Origin of the sequence: Pararhizobium sp. A13 (assembly GCF_040126305.1) — a bacterium.
In the GTDB taxonomy this organism is placed as follows: Bacteria; Pseudomonadota; Alphaproteobacteria; order Rhizobiales; family Rhizobiaceae; genus Pararhizobium.
Window position 1 is genome coordinate 1862832 of sequence record NZ_CP149510.1, and the last position, 21075, is coordinate 1883906.

Here is a 21075-nt window from a genome sequence, read left to right on the forward strand (position 1 = left end):
CTTGCCTATGTACATAGCGATTGCTGTTTGCGGCGAAAAACCCTATCTAGACGTAACTTCATGCATAAAATGCATAGGCTAACATGCGCCCGCGCCGTTTTCTTCCTTCGATAAGTCTCCTGTCCGCCTTCGAAGCCGTGTTGCGAACCGGCTCAACCGCTGCTGCAGCGCGCGAACTCGATCTGACGCAGAGCACTGTGAGCCGTCTGATCCAGCATCTGGAACAACAATTGGGGCGGCCGCTGTTCGAGCGTCACAAGCAAAAACTCATTCCGACGGCGGCTGCACAGGCCTATGGCCGGGACGTCACCCGCGCGCTCGACCTCATCCAGCGGGGCAGCATGGAATTCGCGGCCAATCCGGGCGGGGGGTCTCTGTCCCTTGCGATCCTGCCGGCCTTCGGCACCCGATGGCTCGCGCCACGGCTCGGGGATTTCCTCGTTCACCACCCCGGCGTCACCGTCAATCTCGCAACCCGCCTCAAGCGGTTCAATTTTGCCGCCGAGAGCTTTGACGCTGCTATTCATTTCGGCACCGACGACTGGCGCGACGCTGGCCATATGAAGCTGTTCGAAGAACGGCTGACCGCCTGCATATCGCCAACGCTGCTCGCCCGGCATCCGGTTGACAGCGCCCGTGATTTGGCCGGATTGCCGTTGCTGCAGTTGGAAACAAGACATGATGCCTGGAGAACCTGGTTTGCTGCGCAAGGCATCGAACCGCCGAATATCGCAGGCATGTTGTTCGACCAATTTGCGACGATGACACAAGCCGCGATTGTCGGGCTGGGCGTGGCCCTTCTTCCGGACTATCTCGCCGAGATCGAACTCAAGGAGGGGCGCCTTGTGCCACTTCTCAGGAGATCGGTCCGGGGCTCCGGCTCCTACTGGTTGGTCTGGCCGCAATCGCGCGCCAACTATCCGCCGCTCAGCGCATTTCGCACATGGCTCGCCGCGGAAGTCTCTACTGATCAGACGGAACCGTGGAGACTTCAATAGTCTGGAGCGGGCCGGACGATCCTTCTCGGTGAGGTGGACATTTCAGCTGGCGGCACGTCCTGGCAACAGTCGCGGACATCATTGCCTGTCATAAACCGGCGGTTTCAGTTCATCGACGATATGTTCGACGGTGACGATCGAGCGTCTGGCAGCTGACCTGCCATGGAACTTTCACCCAGCGGCGATTAGAGCCTCAGCGGTTTTCGATCCGCCCCCGTTGAAATAATCCATTTTGAAGTAAGCTCTGGGCATTGTGACGTGCTACCCGATTTTGGGCCAGCGGGGGCAACAGAACCGTTCAAACGAAAATGCGGTGCTCCGCGGTCACCAGTTCCTGAAGGAAATCGGCGACGGTGCGGACGCGCACGAGATCGCGGGCACTTTCGTGGTAGGTCGTCCAGTAGGCGCGGCGGATCGTCGTCTCCGGCAGGATGCGGATCAGTTCGGGATATTGCCGGGCGATATAATTGTGCAGGATGCCGACCCCGGCACTGGAGCGAACCGCCTCGGTCTGGCCGGTTGCGCTGGAAATTTCGAAGGATGCATCCCAACTGCGCATAACCTCGCCGGTGAAATTGAGCGAGGCCGTGAAGATCAAGTCCTCGACATAGCCTATGCGACGATGGCTCTTCAGGTCCTCGATGGTCTCGAGTGTTCCGTTGGCGGCGAGATACTCTTGCGAGGCGTAGAGCCCGAGCGTGTAGTCGGTTAGCTTCGAGGAGATCAACCGGCCCTGTTCCGGGCGTTCCAGCGTGATAGCGATGTCGGCCTCGCGCTGCGACAGCGAGAAGGAGCGGGGGACAGGCACGAGCTGGATACGCAGTTCCGGAAAGCGCGCCGTCAACCGGCCAAGGCGCGGAGCAAGGAACGAGACGCCGAAACCGTCTGGCGCGCCGACACGCACCGTACCGGCGATCGCCGTGTCGATCCGGCCGATCTGCGCCTGCGCGGCCAGCATTTCGGTCTCCATCCGCTCGGCGGCGTGCACGAAGATCTCACCTTCGGCCGTCAGGTCGCAGCCGTTCGTGCGGCGGATCAGCAGCCGCGTCTTCAGTGATTCCTCCAGCGCCGTCACCCGCCTGCTCAGCGTCGCGTGATTGACGCCGAGCCGCTTCGAGGCGGCGAGGATCTGGCCGGTTCGGGCCACGGCCAGGAACATGCGCACGTCGTCCCAGTTCATGCTGCATTCCTCATTTGGCGCACATGACGATGGGGTCCACCTCGACAAGATCGAGAGATTTCACCATGCCGCCAGTCAGCGTCTTGTATTTGAGAAAATGCGGTGATTGAAGATGGGCTTCGTAATCCTGCTGGCTGGCATAGACTTCAAGGATGCGAATTCTCTCAGGATTGCCATTGACCGAGACGGCATGCAGCATGAGGACGCCCGGTTCTTTCGCAACGGAGGTTTCGACCTCCTCTGCCAAGAGGGCAGTATAGGCCTCGATCCGGGCCGGATCGATTTCCAGTTCCGCCATCCTCACGATCCACTCAGTACGGGCGTTCATTGCGGAGACCTCCATGCTTGTGGGACGACATCAATTTCTGCACAACGGTTCCTGAATATCGCGCGTTGATTTGTGCATATTGTAGTGCGACACTCTCGCCATAATCAAGATCAGGAGGATCACCCATGTATGAGATTGGTCATTTCATTGGCGGTAAGCGCGTTGCCGGCACCAGCGGCCGCACGAGCAACGTCTACAATCCGGCAACCGGCGAAGTTCAGGCCACCGTGGCGCTTGCAAGCGACGCGGAGATGGATGCAGCCGTGCAGAACGCCAAGGCTGCACAGCCGAAGTGGGCCGCGACCAACCCGCAGCGCCGGGCCCGCGTCTTCATGAAGTTCGTTCAGCTTCTGAACGAGAACATGAACGAACTGGCCGAAATGCTCTCCAGGGAGCATGGCAAGACGATCGAAGACGCCAAGGGTGACGTTATCCGCGGCCTGGAAGTCTGCGAGTTCGTCATCGGCATTCCGCACCTCGCCAAGAGCGAGTTCACCGAAGGCGCCGGCCCGAACATCGACATGTATTCGATCCGCCAGGCCGTCGGCATCGGCGCCGGCATCACGCCCTTCAACTTTCCGGCCATGATTCCGATGTGGATGTTCGCGCCGGCGATCGCCTGCGGCAATGCCTTCATCCTGAAGCCGTCCGAGCGGGATCCGTCCGTGCCGATCCGCCTTGCCGAACTGATGATCGAAGCGGGTCTGCCTGCCGGCATCCTCAATGTCGTCAACGGCGACAAGGGCGCGGTCGACGCGATCCTGACGCATCCGGACATCTCCGCCGTCTCCTTCGTCGGCTCGACGCCGATCGCCCGCTACGTCTATGGCACGGCTGCGATGAACGGCAAACGCGCCCAGTGCTTCGGCGGCGCCAAGAACCACATGATCATCATGCCGGATGCCGATATGGATCAAGCCGCCAACGCCCTGATGGGCGCAGGCTACGGTTCGGCCGGCGAGCGCTGCATGGCGATCTCGGTTGCCGTCCCGGTCGGCGAGGACACCGCCAACCGCCTGATCGAAAAGCTGACCCCGATGGTCGAGAGCCTGCGCATCGGCCCCTATACCGACGAGAAGGCCGACATGGGCCCGGTCGTCACCAAGGAAGCCCATGAGCGCATTCTGGGCCTCATCAACAAGGGTGTCGAACAAGGCGCCAAGCTCGTCGTCGATGGCCGCGATTTCAAGCTTCAGGGCTATGAAAACGGCCATTTCATCGGCGGCTGCCTGTTCGACAACGTCACGCCGGACATGGACATCTACAAGACCGAAATCTTCGGACCGGTTCTCTCCGTCGTTCGTGCCAAGAACTACGAAGAAGCCCTCGACCTGCCGATGAAGCATGAATACGGCAACGGCGTTGCGATCTACACCCGCGACGGCGACGCGGCCCGCGATTTCGCAAGCCGCATCAATATCGGCATGGTCGGCGTCAACGTTCCGATCCCGGTTCCGCTCGCCTATCACTCCTTCGGTGGCTGGAAGTCCTCCTCCTTCGGCGACCTCAACCAGCACGGCACGGACTCGATTAAGTTCTGGACCCGCACGAAGACGGTCACAAGCCGCTGGCCGTCGGGCATCAAGGACGGTGCCGAATTCGTCATGCCGACGATGAAGTAAGCTTCATCCCCATCCTCCACAAACTGGGCCTCCTCAAAGGAGGCCCTTTTTTGTTGTGATCGCTTCAGATGGTTGACCTGTGGTGGTAGCCGTTTAAGAGTTGCGCCGATGGGCGAATATCGGGGGATAGTCGGCCGTTCCTTGATCTGCACGCAATGATTATGGAGAGGGGCGACTATGAGCGCGATCGAAACGGCACCCTTGCCGAGCGAATCACAAAACTTTCAACGGCTGTCATTTACCGGAACCGCCAAAGAGTATTTCGGCATCTGGATCGTCAATATCCTTCTGACGATCGTCACACTCGGCATCTATTCCGCCTGGGCGAAGGTTCGGCGCAACCGTTATTTCTACGGCAATACGGTGCTGCTCGGCCGTGCCTTCGAATATCACGCCAAGGGCAAGCAGATCTTCATTGGCCGGCTGATCGTCTTCGCTTACCTGATTGTTTACAATATTCTGCTGACAGCGTTCCCGATCGCCGGCATCGCGCTGGCCGTTGTCGTTCTCTTTTTCTTTCCCTGGCTGATCATGCGCGGCCTGCGCTTCAGCGCCCGGGTGACCAGCTATCGCAACGTCCGTTTCGATTTCACCGGCAAGATGGGCGGCGCCTTCGTCGCCTTCATGGCCGGCCCGGTCATGGCCTTCCTGTCGCTCGGCATTCTTGCGCCGCTCGCCAGCCGCTGGATGTATCGCTACATGGGCAACAATCTGCGTTATGGCAGCCGCGCATTCGTCACCGATCCGCGATTGGCGCCGATCTACCAGACCTGGTTCTTTTCTGCGCTGATCATCGTTCTTGGAATGCTGATCGTTGGCGTCGCGGTTCTTGCCAATGTCTCCGTCATCGTCGCGCTGATCGATAATCCGGATGTCATCTCGCCCGAGATGAACGCCTCGCTCTTTCTTGTGGGTGTCGTCAGCTATCTCGCCGTGCTTCTCTCCTTCGGCATTGCAGCTCTGTTCTATCGTGCCGGCGTGCGCAACATCGCCTGGTCCTCGACTGTTTTCGATGACAGGCATATGCTCAAAAGCAATCTGTCGCGGTTTCGTTATGTGTGGATCGCAATCTCCAATGTTATCATCACCATTCTGACCCTGGGCTTGATGCGGCCCTGGGCGGCGGTGCGCCTGGCACGTTATGTCAATGAACATACGGCAATCCGTTTCGATGGCGACGTCGGCGAAATCCTGGCCGCGGTCGAGCAGGAAGGCACCGCCGTCGGCGCCGAGTTCATGGAGTTCGAGGGCTTCGATTTTGGCTTCTGATGACCTGCCGATCTGCAGCGGCGATTGGCATCCGCGGAATTCCAGCCGGTCCGTCCCGGTCCGTCTGCTCGCAAAGGATGGGCAGATCGCGGCGGTTGCGGAAGAGGGCGAAGCATCGCTCGCTTTCGCCGCCTTTCCAGCCCTCGCCATTTCCGCGCGGGTTGGTTCGATCCCCCGCCGCATCGAGTTTCCCGATGGTTCGCTGTTTGAAACCGCCGATAACGATGCGATCGATCGTTTGCTGCTTGCGAAAGGGCGCAGGCGCGCAGGCCTGGTACATGGGCTCGAGCGGTTTCATCCACGCTTGCTGCTCTTCGTTGCCGCCGTTTTCGTTCTGTCTGGCCTGGTCTACCGTTACGCGCTGCCGGTTCTGGTCGAAGTTGCCGTTGCTGTCACGCCGCCGGTCGTGCCGCGGTTAATGTCTGTCAGCACGCTAGAGACGCTGGATCGCACGGTGCTCGACGAAACAAAGCTGGAGGAGGCGAAGAGGGGCGCGATTTCCGAAGGTTTCGCCCGAATCGCGGCACAGTCCGGGCGTGGCGCCTCCGCCTATACATTGAACTTCCGGGAAGGTGGGGCGATCGGTCCGAATGCCTTCGCGCTGCCGGATGGAACGCTGATCATTACCGACGAACTGGTTGAACTTGCCGGCGACGACACCGAAATGCTGATCGGTGTGCTGGCGCACGAAATCGGCCATGTCGAACTGGAACACAGCCTCCGGCAGATCTACCGCGCCGCCGGTATGGCCGGCCTGATCATGCTGATCGCCGGCGACGTGGGTGACAGCGTCGAGGATCTGCTCGTTCAGGGCGGTGGTCTGGTGGCGCTCTCCTATTCCCGGGCGGCGGAAACCGCAGCCGACCGCCATTCGGTCGAACTGATGGAAAAGGCCGGATACGACCCCGCCGCCATCGCCCGGTTCTTCGAAATCCTCGAGAAAAAGCTCGGTGATACGTCGGGCACAAATATCCTGTCGACACATCCGGGCACCCCGGAACGCAAGCAGGTGATCCTCGATTACCAGGCGACGTTGCGTCAAAAGCAGACGGCGAACTAGGGTGGCGCCGGGATGTGGACAGTCGATCGGACATTGACGATGATCACTTCAAGGTGTTTTTCTGCTTTTTGGAATTGTTCCAAACTGCCATCCGTTCTATATGAGGATTACAGTCATGAAATCACCGGCAGAGTCGCCGCCATAGCTTGTGATTTTCGACGTGCTGGTGGGGCTCTGCGGTTCGCTTGAACCGAGGGGCGTAGAAATTTAAAGCTTGGAGCAAAGAATGCGCCTGACGAAGCAAACGAACTACGCAGTCCGCATGCTGATGTACTGCGCTGCCAACGATGGCCATTTGAGCCGCATTCCGGAAATCGCCAAGGCTTATGGCGTGTCCGAACTCTTTCTGTTCAAGATTCTGCAGCCACTGAACAAGGCCGGCCTTGTCGAGACGGTGAGGGGCCGTAACGGCGGCGTACGCCTGCCCAAGCCCGCCGCCGAGATCAGCCTCTTCGACATCGTCAAGGTGACCGAGGACAGCTTTGCCATGGCGGAGTGCTTCGAGGCGGGTGAGATCGATTGTCCGCTCGTAGACAGTTGCGGCCTGAACGCGGCCTTGCGCAAGGCGTTGAACGCCTTCTTCGAGGTCCTGCAGCAATATTCGATCGACGACCTGGTGAAGGCCCGGCCACAGATCAACTTCCTGCTCGGCCTCGACCAGATCACACATCCGAAAACCGCTGCTTGAGGCTGTCTCTGCTGCATCAAAAGCTCGGTTTATCCGGGCTTTTTGCTGGCCCTATTTCCTTGTCACATATTCCCTGAGGATGAACTCGATCGCAGTCGGATCGAGTTCCGCCTTGTCGATACGGAAATCGGCGCCATATTCCTCGAACTTCTGGAAATAGGGGTCGGCGAGGGATGAGGAAATCACCCCGATCGGCCCGATGAAACCCTGTTGGCGCATGGCCGGCACGGTTTCGCGAAAATCTGCCTGTGGCTGCAGCCGGTTGTCCATCAGCACCATGGATACGGGTTTCCCGGACCTGATGAAGTCGAGGGCCGCATCGATCGTTTCGCAATAGTGCAGACGGATTTCCGCGCTCGAAACCCTTTTCATCAAGCCGCGCATGATCAAATTTTCGGCCGGATCATCGTCAACGAGCAGGATGTGAATTGGTTCAGTCATGAGGATCTGCTGTTCCGCTTGGTGGAATGGCTGATGAAGGAGACCGGCGCTGCAGGCCCCGGTTGCGATCTGGATATCACTGTATGATCTGCTCCCGTATCGCTTTGGCCACCATCTGGGTTCGGTTGACCACGTCGAGTTTCTTCAGGATCGTCGCCGTGTGCGAGTTGACCGTGTGTTCGGAGACGGAGACGATCAAGGCGATCTCGCTTGCAGTTTTGCCATGCGAGATCCAGCGCAGTATTTCGGTTTCCCTCGGCGTTAAGCCCAGGCCCGCCTTGTTCGAGAGGACCAGCCGGTAAAAATAGTCGAACGCGCAGACCGCGTCATAGCAGAGCTCGAAATGCGCCTGCTGGTCTATGTCCTCACAATCGCCGAGAAACAGGACCGCGTAGCGCGCGCCGTTCAGGCCGGTTACCGGCACGCAGATCAGCATTTCGAAGCCGAGCTGGTCCACCAAATTGCCGCCTCGACCGAGATGGGGGTCGTCGGCTTTCCATATGGAAGGAATGGCTGACGCATGCAGGCTCTTGTAGGCGACGGAATCGCCGAAGCGATGACGCTTGTCATACTCCTCTGCAAGGCCGGACGGCAGGTCATGCAGTGCAAGCCGGTTTGACAGCATGCAGGCGTCACCTTCGTTTCCGAGTTGCAGGATGCCGAAATGGTCGAAGCCGAAACGCAGCGACATCGTATGGAAAATTCGAAAGAAATCGACCCGATTGAGAGCTTTCTCCAAATCGTTGTCGAAGTCGTATCGCCGGTGGTTTTTCAGAAGGGTTGCCACGACGCCGCCGTCCCCAGTGTCCCGCGAGATGAGTGTAACGCGCAGATCACTTTACGCAACTGGCAGTTCAGCGAAAAAGGCAGTTGTCAGCGGTTTTGAAGCATCACGATCCGGAGATCGGTCGGAAGAGGGAGAACTGCATATGGTCGCCTCGCCTATCCCCGCCTGGCAGACTTCGGCATGGCAGTCCTCCCTACCCCGCACAGGGGTCATGGCATGATGGCGACCTGATCGCTATCCGTGTAATTTGGGATTGACATTGACGGTAAAACGAAATCGATTCGATCAACGAGGCTGGCGACGTAAAGAAAGTCGTGGATAGCGCCTTCGTTGTCATATCCGGAAGAATTTTCCAATTGGACAATTTTTTTTGGACGCTTATTGCAATGCCCGATCAAATGTCGTTCCATCCGGCCTTGACCGGAAGCAATGGCGTTCTGCGTCAGAAAAATATGAGAACAAGAACAAAACTGGGAAACAAGCTCATGAAAAAGCTCTCTACTCTCCTTGCTGCAACCGCAATCGTCACTTTGATGGCCGGTTCTGCATGGTCGAAGACGTTGGTTTATTGCTCCGAAGCATCGCCGGAAGGCTTCGATCCGGGCCTTTATACGGGTGGTCAGACTTTCGACGCGTCGTCGCGCACGGTCTACAACCGCCTGGTGGAGTTCAAGCATGGCTCGACGGAGCTCGAACCCGGCCTCGCTGAAAGCTATGAAGTATCTGCCGACGGCACCGAATACACTTTCAAGCTGCGCCCTGGCGTCAAGTTCCAGACGACCGAATTCTTCACGCCGACACGCGAATTCAATGCCGACGACGTCATCTTCTCGTTCGAGCGCCAGTACAAGGTCGACAACCCCTGGAACAAGTATGTTGCCGGCGCTTCCTGGGAATATTTCTCGGGCATGGGTTTCCCGGACCTGATCGATTCAATCACGAAGGTCGATGACCTGACGGTCAAGTTCAAGCTGAAGCGCGCCGAAGCGCCGTTCCTCGCAAACCTCGGCATGGATTTCGCCTCGATCCTGTCGAAGGAGTATGCAGACAAGCTCGCCGCCGACGGCAAGATGGAACTGATGAACCAGCAGCCGCTTGGGACCGGTCCGTTCACCTTCGTCGCCTACCAGACGGACGCCGCGATCCGCTACAAGGCCAACCCGGATTACTGGGCCGGCAAGGAAAAGATCGACGACCTCGTTTTCGCCATCACCACCGATGCCGCAATCCGCGCGCAGAAGCTGAAGGCTGGCGAGTGCCACGTCATGCCTTATCCGAATGCAGCCGACGTTGCCGAGCTGAAGAAGGACGAGAACCTGACGGTTCTGGAGCAGGAAGGCCTGAACGTTTCCTACCTCGCCTACAACACGCTCGTTGCGCCGTTCGACAAGGCTGAAGTGCGCAAGGCGCTCAACATGGCCGTCAACAAGCAGGCCATCGTCGATGCCGTGTTCCAGGGTGCCGCAAAGGTCGCCAAGAACCCGATCCCGCCGACAATGTGGTCCTACAACGACGCTGTTGAAGACGACAAGTATGATCCGGAAGCGGCAAAGAAGATGCTTGAAGACGCTGGCGTCAAGGATCTCAAGATGAAGATCTGGGCCATGCCGGTCGCCCGTCCGTACATGCTGAACGCGCGCCGCGCAGCCGAACTGATGCAGTCCGATCTGGCCGCCATCGGTGTAACCGCCGAGATCGTCTCGTACGAATGGGCCGAGTACCTGAAGCTCTCCTCCGCCAAGGACCGCGATGGTGCGGCCATCCTCGGCTGGACCGGCGACAACGGTGATCCGGATAACTTCCTTGACACCCTGCTTGGTTGCGACGCCGTTGGCGGAAACAACCGCGCCCAGTGGTGCAACAAGGAGTTCGACGACCTGATGACCAAGGCGAAGGCAACCGCCGACGTTGCCGAACGCACGAAATACTATGAAGAAGCCCAGGTGATCTTCAAGAAAGAAGCGCCCTGGAACACGCTCGACCACTCGCTCGTCTTCGTTCCGCTGAGCAAGAAGGTCTCCGGCTTCGTCATGGATCCTCTCGGTATCCACCGCTTCAACGGCGTTGATATCGCAGAGTAATCTTCCCTATCTATGCCGCCGCATGTGCGGTGGCAGTTTCCGGCGGCTCGATTCCTTCGGGCCGCCGGTTTCACAACCGGACTAAACGCCCATGTTGCGCTTTATTTTCGGACGGCTCGCCGTCCTGATCCCCACCTTCATCGGGGTTTCCATCATAGCTTTCTCGTTCATCCGCCTGCTGCCCGGGGATCCGGTGATGCTGATGTCGGGCGAGCGTGTGATGTCTCCCGAACGTCATGCCCAGCTGATGACCGACCTCGGTCTCGACCGGCCGATCTACATCCAGTATTTCGACTATCTCGTGAACCTGTTGCAGGGCGATTTCGGCAGCTCGATCGTCACCAAACGCGCCGTGCTCGACGACTTCCTGCAATTGTTCCCGGCAACCGTCGAGCTGTCGCTCTGCGCCATCATTCTGGCCGTCTGTCTCGGCGTTCCGGCCGGCGTCCTGGCCGCGGTCAAGCGCGGCACCTGGCTCGATCAGACCCTGATGGGGACGGCACTGGTCGGTTATTCCATGCCGATCTTCTGGTGGGGCCTGCTGCTCGTCATCTTCTTCTCGGGCTATCTCGGCTGGACGCCCGTCTCCGGCCGTATCTCACTGATGTACTTCTTCCCGCAGGTTACCGGCTTCATGTTGATCGACAGCCTGATCTCGGGGCAGGCAGGCGCCTTCAAGTCGGCGGCCACCTATCTGATCCTGCCGACCATCGTGCTTGCAACGATCCCGCTGGCTGTCATCGCCCGCCAGACCCGCTCTGCGATGCTGGAAGTGCTTGGCGAGGATTATGTCCGCACGGCCCGTTCGAAGGGTCTGTCGCCGTTCCGCGTTATCGGCATCCACGCACTGCGCAATGCCCTGATCCCGGTCGTCACCACCATCGGGCTTCAGGTCGGGGTTCTGCTCGCCGGGGCGATCCTGACCGAAACGATCTTCTCCTGGCCGGGCATTGGCAAGTGGATGGTCGATTCCGTCTTCAAACGTGATTACCAGGTCGTGCAGGGCGGTCTGATGCTGATCGCCGCCGTGATCATGGTCGTGAACCTTATCGTCGATGTGCTCTACGGGTTCATCAATCCGCGTATCCGGTACTAGGAGGATCCGATGGCTGTTGTCGAAATCAAAACCATCACGCCGCCGACCGGCCTTGCCGAGTTCTGGTTCTATTTCTCGCGCAACAAGGGCGCGGTGATCGGCCTTGCGGTCTTCCTGATCATTCTTTTGCTGGCCGTTTTTGCAATGTTCGCGGCGCCGCATAATCCGAGCATTCAAAACCGCGAAGTCCTGCTGCTGCCGCCGGCCTGGGTCGAAGGCGGCAGGTTGACCTATTTCCTCGGAACCGATGCCGTCGGCCGCGACATCCTTTCCCGCCTGATCTATGGCGCGCGCTTCTCGCTGTTCATCGGCGTCGTGGTGGTCAGCCTTTCGGTCGTCTCCGGCGTGCTCGTCGGTCTGATCGCCGGCTATTTCCGCGGCCGTACCGATACGATCATCATGCGCGTGATGGACATCATCCTGGCCTTCCCGTCGCTGCTTCTGGCCCTCGTGCTGGTCGCCGTTCTCGGACCGGGGCTGCTCAACGCGATGATCGCGATCTCGCTCGTCAACCTTCCGCATTTCGTTCGTCTGACGCGGGCGGCGGTCATGACCGAGCGCACCAAGGACTATGTCATCGCCTCGAAAGTGGCGGGTGCCGGCACGCTGCGGCTGATGTTCCTGACCATCCTGCCGAATTGCCTTGCGCCGCTGATCGTTCAGGCGACGCTTGCCTTCTCGGCGGCGATCCTCGACGCGGCGGCTCTGGGCTTCCTCGGCATGGGCGCCCAGCCGCCGACGCCGGAATGGGGGACGATGCTGGCCGAAGCCCGCGAATTCATCCAGCGCGCCTGGTGGGTTGTGACTTTCCCCGGCCTTGCCATTCTTATCACCGTTCTTGCCATCAACCTGATGGGGGACGGCCTGCGCGATGCGCTTGATCCCAAGTTGAAGAGGTCGTGATGTCCCTTCTTGAAGTCGAAAATCTGGTTGTCGAATTCCAGACGGCGTCCGGTCCTTTCCGGGCTGTGGACGGTGTCTCGCTGAAGGTGGACAAGGGCGAGGTGCTGGCAATCGTCGGCGAGTCCGGCTCGGGCAAGTCCGTCTCCATGCTCGCGGCAATGGGCCTGTTGACATGGACCGCGAAGGTAACCGCCGACAAGCTGCAGTTTAACGGCATCGATCTTCTTGGCATGTCGCCGTCCGATCGCCGCAAGATCGTCGGCAAGGATATTGCCATGATCTTCCAGGAGCCGGTCGCCAGCCTCAATCCCTGCTTCACGGTCGGTTTCCAGATCGAAGAAGTTCTGCGTATCCATCTCGGTCTCGACAAGGCGGCCCGCAGGGCGCGCGCCATAGAGCTTTTCGAGCTGGTGGGCATTCCCAATCCAGCCGAACGGCTGAGCCATTACCCGCACCAGATGTCCGGTGGCCAGTGCCAGCGTGTCATGATCGCGATTGCGCTGTCCTGCAATCCGAAACTGCTGATCGCCGACGAGCCGACGACAGCGCTCGACGTGACGATCCAGAAGCAGATTCTGGACCTCCTGATGCGGCTGCAGGCTGAGCAGGGCATGGGGATGATCATCATTACCCACAACATGGGCGTGGTGGCTGAAACCGCCGACCGTGTCATCGTCCAGTACAAGGGCCGCAAGATTGAGGAAGCGGACGTGCTGTCGCTGTTCGAATCCCCGAAAAGCACCTACACGCGGGCGCTTCTTTCGGCCTTGCCGGACAATGCTACCGGCGACCGGTTGCCAACGATTGCTGAATTTCTCAGCGACGACCAGATCTTTGCAGGAGCTGTTCGATGACCCCTGTTCTCGAAGCAAGAAATCTCGTCCGCGATTATCATATCCCGGGCAGCCTTCTCAGGAAGAGCAAGATCGTTCATGCCGTCAAGGGCGTGAGTTTTGCCGTCGATCAGGGCAAGACACTCGCCATCGTCGGCGAGAGCGGTTGCGGCAAGTCGACACTCGCCCGTATCGTCACGATGATCGATCCGGCGACATCGGGCGACATGCTGATCGACGGCGTAAAGGTCGATATCGCCAAGGAGCGACTGACGCCTGAAATGCGCCAGAAGGTCCAGATCGTCTTCCAAAACCCCTACGGCACGCTCAACCCGCGCAAGAAGATCGGAGAAATCCTTACCGAGCCGCTGATCATCAATACGAAGATGAAGGCGCACGACCGGCGCGACAAGGCCATGGCCATGCTGAGGAAGGTCGGGCTCGAGGAAAAGCATTACGGCCGCTATCCGCATATGTTCTCCGGCGGCCAACGCCAGCGCGTCGCCATCGCCCGCGCCCTGATGCTCAACCCGCGGCTTCTGGTGCTGGACGAGCCGGTTTCGGCGCTCGACCTCTCAGTGCAGGCCCAGGTCTTGAACCTGCTCGCCGATCTGCAGGACGAATTCCAGCTGACCTATGTCTTCATCAGCCACGATCTGTCGGTGGTGCGCTACATCGCCGACGACGTGATGGTCATGTATTACGGCGAAGCCGTCGAGTATGGCAGCCGCGAGGAAGTCTTCAGCGATCCGAAGCACAACTATACCAAGACGCTTTTCGCGGCGACGCCGCGCGCAGATGTCGACAGCATCAAGGCGCGCCTTGCCCGGAAAGCCGCCTGATCCCGGCGATGGGGTGCCTGTCATGGGCCGACACTCCAAACTGACGTGGAATGACGCCGACTTTTCGCAATGACGGTTTCGCTTGCGGGAAATCTGCGATAAATCGCCTGCGTCACAACAATCACAGATGCGGCCCGCCGCACATCACGAGGACAATGAAGATGGACATCAAACGCTTCGAAACCGGCCCGCGCATGAGCCAGGCTGTCGTGCACAACGGCACGGTCTATCTTGCCGGCCAGGTTGGCAACGCCGGTGACGACGTGGCGACCCAGACCAAGCAGGCGCTTGCCGAAGTCGACCGCCTGCTGGCGCTCGCAGGCACGGACAAGAGCCGTATCCTGTCGGCGACGATCTGGCTTGCCGACATGGTCGATTTCCCGAAGATGAACGCCGTTTGGGACGTCTGGGCATCGCAGGGCAACACCCCGGCGCGCGCCACCGGCGAAGCCAAGCTAGCAAGCCCGGAATACCTCGTCGAAGTCATCGTCATCGCCGCTCTCTAAGGCGTAAGAAGTGATGGGGCCGGCTTGCCGGTCCCACACACGAAATTCGAGCCGGCGCCTCCAGGGGCGCCGGCTTTTTTACGCTCGGAATAGATAGTCGCCGCCCCGCCATGGCGGGTTTGGCCGTGTGTGCGAGGACCCCTGCGCTGGGTCCGTGGAGCGGAACAAATCGATGGCTCCCGCGTTAGCCAGTGCATTCCTCCGGAATGCGTTCCAACCGGAAGGGAAAGTGCCATGCTGTACTGGTTGCCAAGGCTATGCCTGTTCCTGTTCATCGGTGCGGTTCTGGGCTTTGGTCTCCTGCCCGCAACGTCGGAGGACATTGCCAGTACGCTGATCGTGGTGGCCCTGGGCCTCGGTCTGTTCTCGCTGACGCTTCATGTTTTTCCTCCGGAGCGATATTGACGCTGCGCGTGGGCATCGACGCACAAAATGGTTTTCTTTTTCGGTGAACGCTGTACGGTCGTAACGTGAGCTGTTCATCAAAAATTGGACCTTGATTTCGCTCTCGCTGCGGGAGCGAATGGCTCGAGGAGCGCTTGACCGCCATGCAATGGGGCTTGGGATAGTGACCGGGCGATCGGCGTTTTCCCGAGCGGTGCCGCTCCTGCTATTTACCGGCGCTATCCTGTTGCTCGGCCTCGTCTTGATTTCTCTGCGTTTTGCCTCACAAACCCAGAAGGGCTCCGAGGAAGCGCTCGAAGCAGCCCGGCTGAACAATCGCGCGTTGCTGCTTGTCAATCTGGTGCAGGACGCCGAAACCGGCCAGCGCGGATACCTGTTGACGGGCGAAGAAAAGTACCTGGCGCCGTTCAAGCGAGCCGAAGCCGTCATTCCCCAGCAATTCCAAAGCATCACCGACGACTTGGCAAAGATCGGAATCAGTGAGGTGACGGTCAACCGGCTGAAGCGATTGGTCGATGACAAGTTGGCGGAAATGCAGAGTACCATCGACCTGAAAACAGCCGGCAGGGACGGTGATGCCATCGCTGTCATTCAGATGGACGCCGGCCAGCGCGCGATGGACGAAATCCGCCAGATCATGACCAGGATCGAGGCGGTAACGGGCAGTATCAGTTTCCAGCGAGGCGCAGCGCTTGCCGATGCGACCAGGTGGTTGCTGATCTCGATCGCCGGTGGCGCCGTGCTGCTGATCGCGCTCGTCGGCGGCGCGGTTTACCTCGTCGCTGCCCATGCGCGGCAGCTGGATGCTGCCCGCCGCGCCCTTGCCGAGCAGAACGAGACGCTGGAGGAAAGGATCCGTGAGCGCACGCAGTTCCTGGAGCGAGCCAATCGCGAGCTGCAGAGCTATTCCTATATCGTCGGCCACGACCTCAGGGCCCCTCTGGTCAACATCATGGGTTTCACCGCCGAGTTGGAACGCGCGGCCGCTGTTTTCGCTGGTTATATGGAAAAACCACCCGAGGGGCGCGACGAACTCTCCGAAAAAGTGGCCCGCGAGGCCATTGATGCCGATATTCCGGAAGCCTTGGGGTTCATCCGTTCCTCAATGAAGCGCATGGATGATCTGATCAACGAGATATTGAAACTGGCGCGCGCCGGATCCAGGCAGTTGAATGCCGAGCCTCTGAACCTTGCCGATCTGATCTCTGAAACCGTCGTTAATCTCCAGCACAGGCTCGACGAAAGCGGTGCAAGCATCGTTGTCGCTCAGGGCTTGCCGCAGGTTGTCTCGGACCGGCTCGCCCTGCAGCAGATTTTTGCCAACCTTCTGGATAATGCGGTAAAATACGCAGATCCGGCGCGTCGCGCGGTTATCCGCGTTTCGGGGAAGATCACCAGGGGTTACGCGATAATCGAAGTCAGCGATAACGGCAGGGGCATTGCCGAGCGGGATCTGGAGCGGATTTTCGAGCTCTTCCGGCGCTCCGGTCCGCAGGACAGGCAGGGTGAAGGCATAGGCCTTGCGCATGTTCGCGCGCTGGTCCGTCGTTTGGGAGGAGATGTCGCGGTGCAATCGGTTCTGGGGCAGGGCACGACCTTCATCGTCACCTTCGCTGCGAATCTTCGATTTGCCAAAGACAGGGGGGAAAGATGAGCAACGGACTGGAGCCGGTCGTCATCGTCATGATCGAGGATGATGAAGGTCATGCCCGCCTGATCGAGAAGAACATTCGCCGCGCCGGCGTCACCAACGAAATCGTGCCGTTCACGACCGGTCTCAAAGCCCTGTCCTACCTTCTTGGTCCGGATGCCAGCGGCAAGGTGCACGAGGGAAAACACCTGCTCATTCTCCTCGATCTCAACCTCCCGGATATGACCGGCATCGATATCCTTGCGCGGCTGCGTGAAAGCGAACATCTCAGACGGGTCATGGTCATCGTGCTGACGACGACGGACGATCCGGTGGAAATCCATCGCTGCTACGATCTCGGCGCCAACGTCTATGTCGCCAAGCCGGTGCAATATGACAAATTTGTCAACGCCATCCAGCAGCTTGGCCTGTTCCTCTCCGTGGTCGCCGTACCGGAGGTGCCGTGATGGTCGGGGATGCGCCCAGCCCGGCCGGTCGGACGACGGTCCTCTATATCGATGATGACGAAACCCTTGGGGTTTTGCTGCGCAAAAGTCTCGAGCGGCAGGGTTTCACCGTCGTCAGCGCCCTTGACGGGCATTCCGGTCTTGCGCTTCTCGCCGCCGGCGGGATTGATGCGGTCGCGCTTGATCACTATCTGCTCGGCGAAACGGGTCTTGATATTCTCCCGCAGATCGTGCGAGAGGCCGATCATCCACCGGTCGTCTACGTCACGGGGTCGGGGGAGACCAGCATCGCCGTCGAAGCCCTGAAACGTGGCGCCGACGATTATGTGACCAAGAATGTTTCCTCAGATTTTTTCGAGCTTCTGGGCGTCGCTTTGAAACAGGCAGTGGAGCGGGCACGCGGCCGCGGAGCTGACATATGATGGCAGCGACGCGGCCGGAACACGCGCGTGCATGAACTTTCCGATTTAAAAAAATCGGAAAGCGCGAGGCCTTTCTTCATGAATTTTGGGAGGCAGATTTGAAGGGCCGAGGGGAGGTCAACGTCACGCTGTCACTTGGCGGGCGCCTTCGGCTTCAGCGTCAGGTCACCGCAAGTCGATGTTCCCTCGGTTTCGGGAAACATTCCATCGCTGTGACCGTTGCATTCGCTGCTGTGTGTCTCAAGACCACGACCTTGCAGTCGACAAACGCGCGGAAACGGCAATCGTTCCCTTTCGCCCCTGTTCCATAGGGCGTTGGAACCTTTGGTCCGGCAAGCCGTTAGGAGATGCCGGAGATAGAGCCGCCGCCACCACGCCGCTTCGACGTCTTTCCGCACATGGATGGCAATTTTCAGTCCGGTCGATGCCGGATATTTGGAGAGATGAAAAATGAGCGCTGCGTTGCCGGGGAGTGGTATTTTCAAGCAACGACAGCATTTGAGACAGGCTGAGATCGAGGCGCGGGCGGCCGAGGCCGCTATCCCCGAGACGTCGCCGAAAACCGGGCTCGATCTGGTGGTTGCCTGGAGCATCGTGGGAACATTCGTCATTTTCGCTTCGGCTGTAATCTACATGATGGAGGCGATCCTCATGCCGGTCACGCTTGCCATCGTCGTAGGCATGGTTCTGGGGCTTGCCGCAGACCGGCTGGCACAATTCGGACTGCCGCCCGTTCTTGGCGGACTTTTGCTCGCCATTGTCTTCGTCTTCGGGCTTTTCTTTCTCGTGAACGCGCTGATCGAGCCGCTGACGTCGCTTGCCGGGCAGGCGCCGGGCATCCTTGAGCGGGCCATTGAGCGGATTCTTCCCTATATTGAGCGGTTCGAATGGGCAAAGGTGGCGATCGCTGGCACGGACGAAAAATCCGTCACCGACGTCGCCATCCAGAATGCCGGCACCATGCTCGGGTTTGTCGCATCCGGGGTCACGCCGGCTTTCATCCAGACGCTGATCTTTCTGGCAGCGCTAGGGCTTTTCCTGGTGGGCCGCGCGCATCTGCGCAAGACCATCATTCTCGCCTTTGCAACGCGCGATCGCCGCCTCGCTGCAATCCGGATCATGAACGCCACCGAAAATGCGGTCGGATTCTATTTTGCGACCGCAAGCCTGATTTATCTGACACTTGGTGCCATCACCACGGCGATCGCATTTGTCGGTGGTCTGGCGGTGGCGCCGCTTTGGGGCCTGTTCGCCTTCGTCTCCAGCTTCATTCCGTATCTTGGCGTAACCGCGATGACGATCGCGCTTCTGTGCGCTGGCCTGATGACCCACGACGCGCTGGTGCTGGCGCTCGCGCCGGCCGCCGTCTTCTTCTTGTTGCATATGGTGATGGAAAACCTGGTGACGCCGGCGATCCTGGGACACAGGCTGGAGATCAACCCGTTTCTGGTCTTCCTGGCAATCATATTCTGGACGTGGATGTGGGGCGCGGTCGGCGCCATGCTGGCGCTGCCGCTGTCGCTGATCGCAATGACGATCTTCAACGAGGTACGGACCGGCCCGCCGGAACGGCAGCTTCCAGGATGAGGAGGACGATGCTTCGTCGTCTTGCTATGATCGCGGGCAGCGCAGACGCGGGCGCGATCGACACATCAAGGTTTGCCCGAGCGCGCGTTTTCGTCGAAGAACAGAGCCTGGCTGATCAGTGCCTTGACCATCTCCGGATTGAACGGCTTGGTGACAAGAAAGGCCGGCTCCGGTTTCGTGCCGGTCAGCAGACGTTCAGGGAAAGCGGTGATGAAGATCACCGGGATCGCCGTGCTCTTCAGGATATCATTGACCGCATCTATGCCGGAGCTGCCGTCGGCGAGCTGGATATCGGCAAGAATCATCTTCGGCGTGGTCTGCTCGAAAAGCGTAATGGCTTCGCCGTAGGTTCTTGCCACGCCGGCGACCTTGTGACCGAGGCTCGTCACCATATCCTCGATATCCATCGCAATCAGTGGCTCGTCTTCGATGATGAGGATTTCGGTCGCGACCTGTCTGGAAATGTCCTCCGAGGCTTCGCGCAACAGCGCAGCGACGTCGTTGCCGGTAATGGCGAGGATGTCCGCTGCCTCGTCCGGCGTGAACCCTTCAACGTTGACGAGCAGGAACGCCTTTCGGGCGGCGGGCGGCATCATCGAAAGGTTCGCTGCCGCGCGCTTTTCCCAGCTGAACGGCGAAGCGGTGTCCGGCAGGTCGATGGTGATTGTCTCGAACAGCGAGCAAAACAGCTTGAACAGGTCGACCCGGTCATTGGTCCCCTGCGGAAAAAGCGAGATGTCGGCGATCAGCGCCTCCAGCACCGCCGCCACGTAAGCGTCGCCCGAAGCCTGCGATCCGGTCACGGCGCGGGAGAAGCGGCGCAGATAGGGAAGATGGGCTGCGATCCGCGTGGAAAGTGACATTTAGGACTTCCTTGAGTATGATGGCGCCGACATTTTCCGGTGCCCGACGCTAATGCGAGTCGAAACACGGCATTGGTTTGAACATGTTTTATAGTTTATGGGAAGTTTTGAAGCGGGACGAATTATGCGCAGACCGAGGCGAAACCCCTAAAAATTCGGAATATATCAAGGTTTTGAGTGTACCAAAATTATGCGTGGATGCGTCGCCGCCCGGCGATGGCCGCTGCGGTGTCAGGAGTGAGACGTTTATGAGTGACATCCCGGAAAATCGGCGGCGGGCCGGACGCGGGGCTGGTGGTGGCATGATGGACCCTAACAACCAGATTGCCTCCAAACTGAGAGCTCTTTACAGCGCCGTCGAGCAGGAACCGATCCCCGACTTGTTTCTCGATCTTCTCGAAAAGCTGGACAAGGCCGAGCAAACCGGCAAATCGCGACGCTGACACGGCATTGAGCAATTGACCCTTCCATCGCACAAAAAAACGGGCCGAAGCCCGTTTTTCCGTGTTTCAGGTGCCGATGCGATGATCAGCAGGCTGCAATGTAGCGACGGCCGTAGCGGTCGCGGTAATAGCACTGGCCCGGCTCATTGGCCCTGCCGATCAGGGCGCCGGCAACACCGCCGACCGCAGCGCCCACTGCCGCGCCGCGAACATTTCCGGTTGCCACGCCGCCGATGATGGCGCCGGATGCTGCGCCGATACCGGCGCCTCTTTCCGTCTGGGTGCAGGCTGCGAGAGGAAGGATGAGCGCAACTGCGAGCAGGATCTTTTTCATGATGGCTTCCTTTTCAAGGGACGTTGAGAATCTAAGGGGAAAACAAGGCGGCCGATCAGATACGGCCCATCAGCACGAGAATGAGGAGGATGATGACGACCAGCCCGAGGCCTCCCGAGGGTCCGTAACCCCAATTGCGGCTGTGGCCCCAGTTCGGAAGCGCACCGATCAGCAAAAGAATAAGGATGATCAGGAGAATTGTACCGAGCATTGATATTTCCTCTTCCGGTTCAGGCCCTTGGGGCCAAGGGATCCTGCTTGCGGAAACGTATGTCACGTAATTTTGTTCC

Annotated in this window: 23 protein-coding genes and 1 pseudogene; 17 read left to right on the forward strand and 7 right to left on the reverse strand. The window is 59.3% G+C overall.

From position 1 onward, the window contains the following. The first annotated feature begins 83 nt into the window (after window positions 1–83). Window positions 84–998, forward strand: a complete 915-nt coding sequence (locus WI754_RS08955; RefSeq protein WP_349437334.1) for a LysR family transcriptional regulator — start codon at window positions 84–86, stop codon at window positions 996–998. Window positions 999–1296: 298 nt separating this feature from the next. On the opposite strand, the gene WI754_RS08960 is transcribed toward WI754_RS08955, so the two are convergent. Then, a complete protein-coding gene (locus tag WI754_RS08960) occupies window positions 1297–2178 on the reverse strand; it encodes a LysR family transcriptional regulator (protein WP_349437335.1) in 882 nt (293 codons plus the stop codon). 10 nt (window positions 2179–2188) lie between these two features. After that, a complete protein-coding gene (locus WI754_RS08965) occupies window positions 2189–2506 on the reverse strand; it encodes a putative quinol monooxygenase (protein ID WP_349437336.1) in 318 nt (105 codons plus the stop codon). Window positions 2507–2631: 125 nt separating this feature from the next. On the opposite strand from WI754_RS08965, the gene WI754_RS08970 reads away from it, so the two are divergent. From WI754_RS08970 to rirA, 4 genes are all read left to right on the forward strand, one after another. Continuing rightward, window positions 2632–4128: a CoA-acylating methylmalonate-semialdehyde dehydrogenase gene (locus WI754_RS08970; protein WP_349437337.1), complete on the forward strand. Its 1497-nt coding sequence runs from the start codon at window positions 2632–2634 to the stop codon at window positions 4126–4128. 177 nt (window positions 4129–4305) lie between these two features. Beyond that, window positions 4306–5397: a YjgN family protein gene (locus WI754_RS08975; protein WP_349437338.1), complete on the forward strand. Its 1092-nt coding sequence runs from the start codon at window positions 4306–4308 to the stop codon at window positions 5395–5397. Further along, window positions 5387–6457 carry a M48 family metallopeptidase gene (locus WI754_RS08980; RefSeq protein ID WP_349437339.1) on the forward strand — a complete coding sequence of 357 codons (1071 nt, stop codon included), beginning with the start codon at window positions 5387–5389 and terminating at the stop codon, window positions 6455–6457. Before WI754_RS08975 ends, WI754_RS08980 begins: the two co-directional genes overlap by 11 nt. Window positions 6458–6683: 226 nt before the next feature. Then, window positions 6684–7145 (forward strand): iron-responsive transcriptional regulator RirA, encoded by a 462-nt coding sequence (rirA, locus tag WI754_RS08985; RefSeq protein WP_349437340.1) that lies wholly within the window; start codon window positions 6684–6686, stop codon window positions 7143–7145. A 51-nt stretch (window positions 7146–7196) separates the two neighbouring features. On the opposite strand, the gene WI754_RS08990 is transcribed toward rirA, so the two are convergent. Continuing rightward, a complete protein-coding gene (locus WI754_RS08990) occupies window positions 7197–7586 on the reverse strand; it encodes a response regulator (RefSeq protein ID WP_349437341.1) in 390 nt (129 codons plus the stop codon). 76 nt (window positions 7587–7662) lie between these two features. Beyond that, window positions 7663–8373: a helix-turn-helix transcriptional regulator gene (locus WI754_RS08995; RefSeq protein WP_349437342.1), complete on the reverse strand. Its 711-nt coding sequence runs from the start codon at window positions 8371–8373 to the stop codon at window positions 7663–7665. A gap of 485 nt (window positions 8374–8858) precedes the next feature. Between WI754_RS08995 and WI754_RS09000 the strand changes: the two genes are divergently transcribed. The 11 genes and pseudogenes from WI754_RS09000 to WI754_RS09050 all read left to right on the forward strand — a co-directional run bounded on the left by WI754_RS09000 (window position 8859) and on the right by WI754_RS09050 (window position 19145). Further along, window positions 8859–10454 carry an ABC transporter substrate-binding protein gene (locus WI754_RS09000; protein ID WP_349437343.1) on the forward strand — a complete coding sequence of 532 codons (1596 nt, stop codon included), beginning with the start codon at window positions 8859–8861 and terminating at the stop codon, window positions 10452–10454. A 91-nt stretch (window positions 10455–10545) separates the two neighbouring features. Next, entirely contained in the window at window positions 10546–11550 is a 1005-nt protein-coding gene (locus WI754_RS09005) for an ABC transporter permease subunit (protein ID WP_349437344.1), read from the forward strand. Window positions 11551–11559: 9 nt separating this feature from the next. After that, window positions 11560–12453 carry an ABC transporter permease subunit gene (locus WI754_RS09010; RefSeq protein WP_349437345.1) on the forward strand — a complete coding sequence of 298 codons (894 nt, stop codon included), beginning with the start codon at window positions 11560–11562 and terminating at the stop codon, window positions 12451–12453. Then, entirely contained in the window at window positions 12453–13307 is an 855-nt protein-coding gene (locus WI754_RS09015) for an ABC transporter ATP-binding protein (RefSeq protein WP_349437346.1), read from the forward strand. The genes WI754_RS09010 and WI754_RS09015 overlap by 1 nt, the downstream gene beginning before the upstream one ends. Beyond that, entirely contained in the window at window positions 13304–14128 is an 825-nt protein-coding gene (locus tag WI754_RS09020; RefSeq protein ID WP_349437347.1) for a dipeptide ABC transporter ATP-binding protein, read from the forward strand. Before WI754_RS09015 ends, WI754_RS09020 begins: the two co-directional genes overlap by 4 nt. A gap of 161 nt (window positions 14129–14289) precedes the next feature. Next, window positions 14290–14634: a RidA family protein gene (locus tag WI754_RS09025; RefSeq protein ID WP_037120309.1), complete on the forward strand. Its 345-nt coding sequence runs from the start codon at window positions 14290–14292 to the stop codon at window positions 14632–14634. A 234-nt stretch (window positions 14635–14868) separates the two neighbouring features. Then, window positions 14869–15039: a hypothetical protein gene (locus WI754_RS09030; protein WP_349437348.1), complete on the forward strand. Its 171-nt coding sequence runs from the start codon at window positions 14869–14871 to the stop codon at window positions 15037–15039. A 163-nt stretch (window positions 15040–15202) separates the two neighbouring features. After that, window positions 15203–16693 (forward strand): CHASE3 domain-containing protein, encoded by a 1491-nt coding sequence (locus tag WI754_RS09035; RefSeq protein ID WP_349437349.1) that lies wholly within the window; start codon window positions 15203–15205, stop codon window positions 16691–16693. Next, on the forward strand, window positions 16690–17136 hold the full coding sequence (locus WI754_RS09040) for a response regulator (RefSeq protein ID WP_349437350.1): 447 nt from the start codon (window positions 16690–16692) through the stop codon (window positions 17134–17136). Before WI754_RS09035 ends, WI754_RS09040 begins: the two co-directional genes overlap by 4 nt. Further along, window positions 17136–17543 (forward strand): annotated as a pseudogene (locus WI754_RS09045) (response regulator); the annotation flags it as partial. The gene WI754_RS09040 and the pseudogene WI754_RS09045, both read left to right, overlap by 1 nt. A gap of 465 nt (window positions 17544–18008) precedes the next feature. Further along, window positions 18009–19145, forward strand: a complete 1137-nt coding sequence (locus tag WI754_RS09050) for an AI-2E family transporter (RefSeq protein WP_349437351.1) — start codon at window positions 18009–18011, stop codon at window positions 19143–19145. Window positions 19146–19210: 65 nt separating this feature from the next. Here WI754_RS09050 and WI754_RS09055 read toward each other — a convergent pair whose 3' ends face one another. Further along, entirely contained in the window at window positions 19211–20008 is a 798-nt protein-coding gene (locus tag WI754_RS09055; RefSeq protein WP_349437353.1) for a response regulator, read from the reverse strand. A gap of 248 nt (window positions 20009–20256) precedes the next feature. Between WI754_RS09055 and WI754_RS09060 the strand changes: the two genes are divergently transcribed. After that, the gene (locus WI754_RS09060; RefSeq protein ID WP_349437354.1) at window positions 20257–20451 is read left to right on the forward strand and encodes a NepR family anti-sigma factor; all 195 of its coding nucleotides are present in this window, start codon (window positions 20257–20259) and stop codon (window positions 20449–20451) included. 85 nt (window positions 20452–20536) lie between these two features. On the opposite strand, the gene WI754_RS09065 is transcribed toward WI754_RS09060, so the two are convergent. Together WI754_RS09065 and WI754_RS09070 are read right to left on the reverse strand one after the other, a co-directional pair. After that, a complete protein-coding gene (locus WI754_RS09065; RefSeq protein WP_037119575.1) occupies window positions 20537–20785 on the reverse strand; it encodes a glycine zipper domain-containing protein in 249 nt (82 codons plus the stop codon). A gap of 55 nt (window positions 20786–20840) precedes the next feature. After that, window positions 20841–20996, reverse strand: coding sequence for a DUF3309 family protein (locus WI754_RS09070; protein WP_349437355.1), 156 nt, complete (start codon window positions 20994–20996; stop codon window positions 20841–20843). Window positions 20997–21075 lie beyond the last annotated feature (79 nt).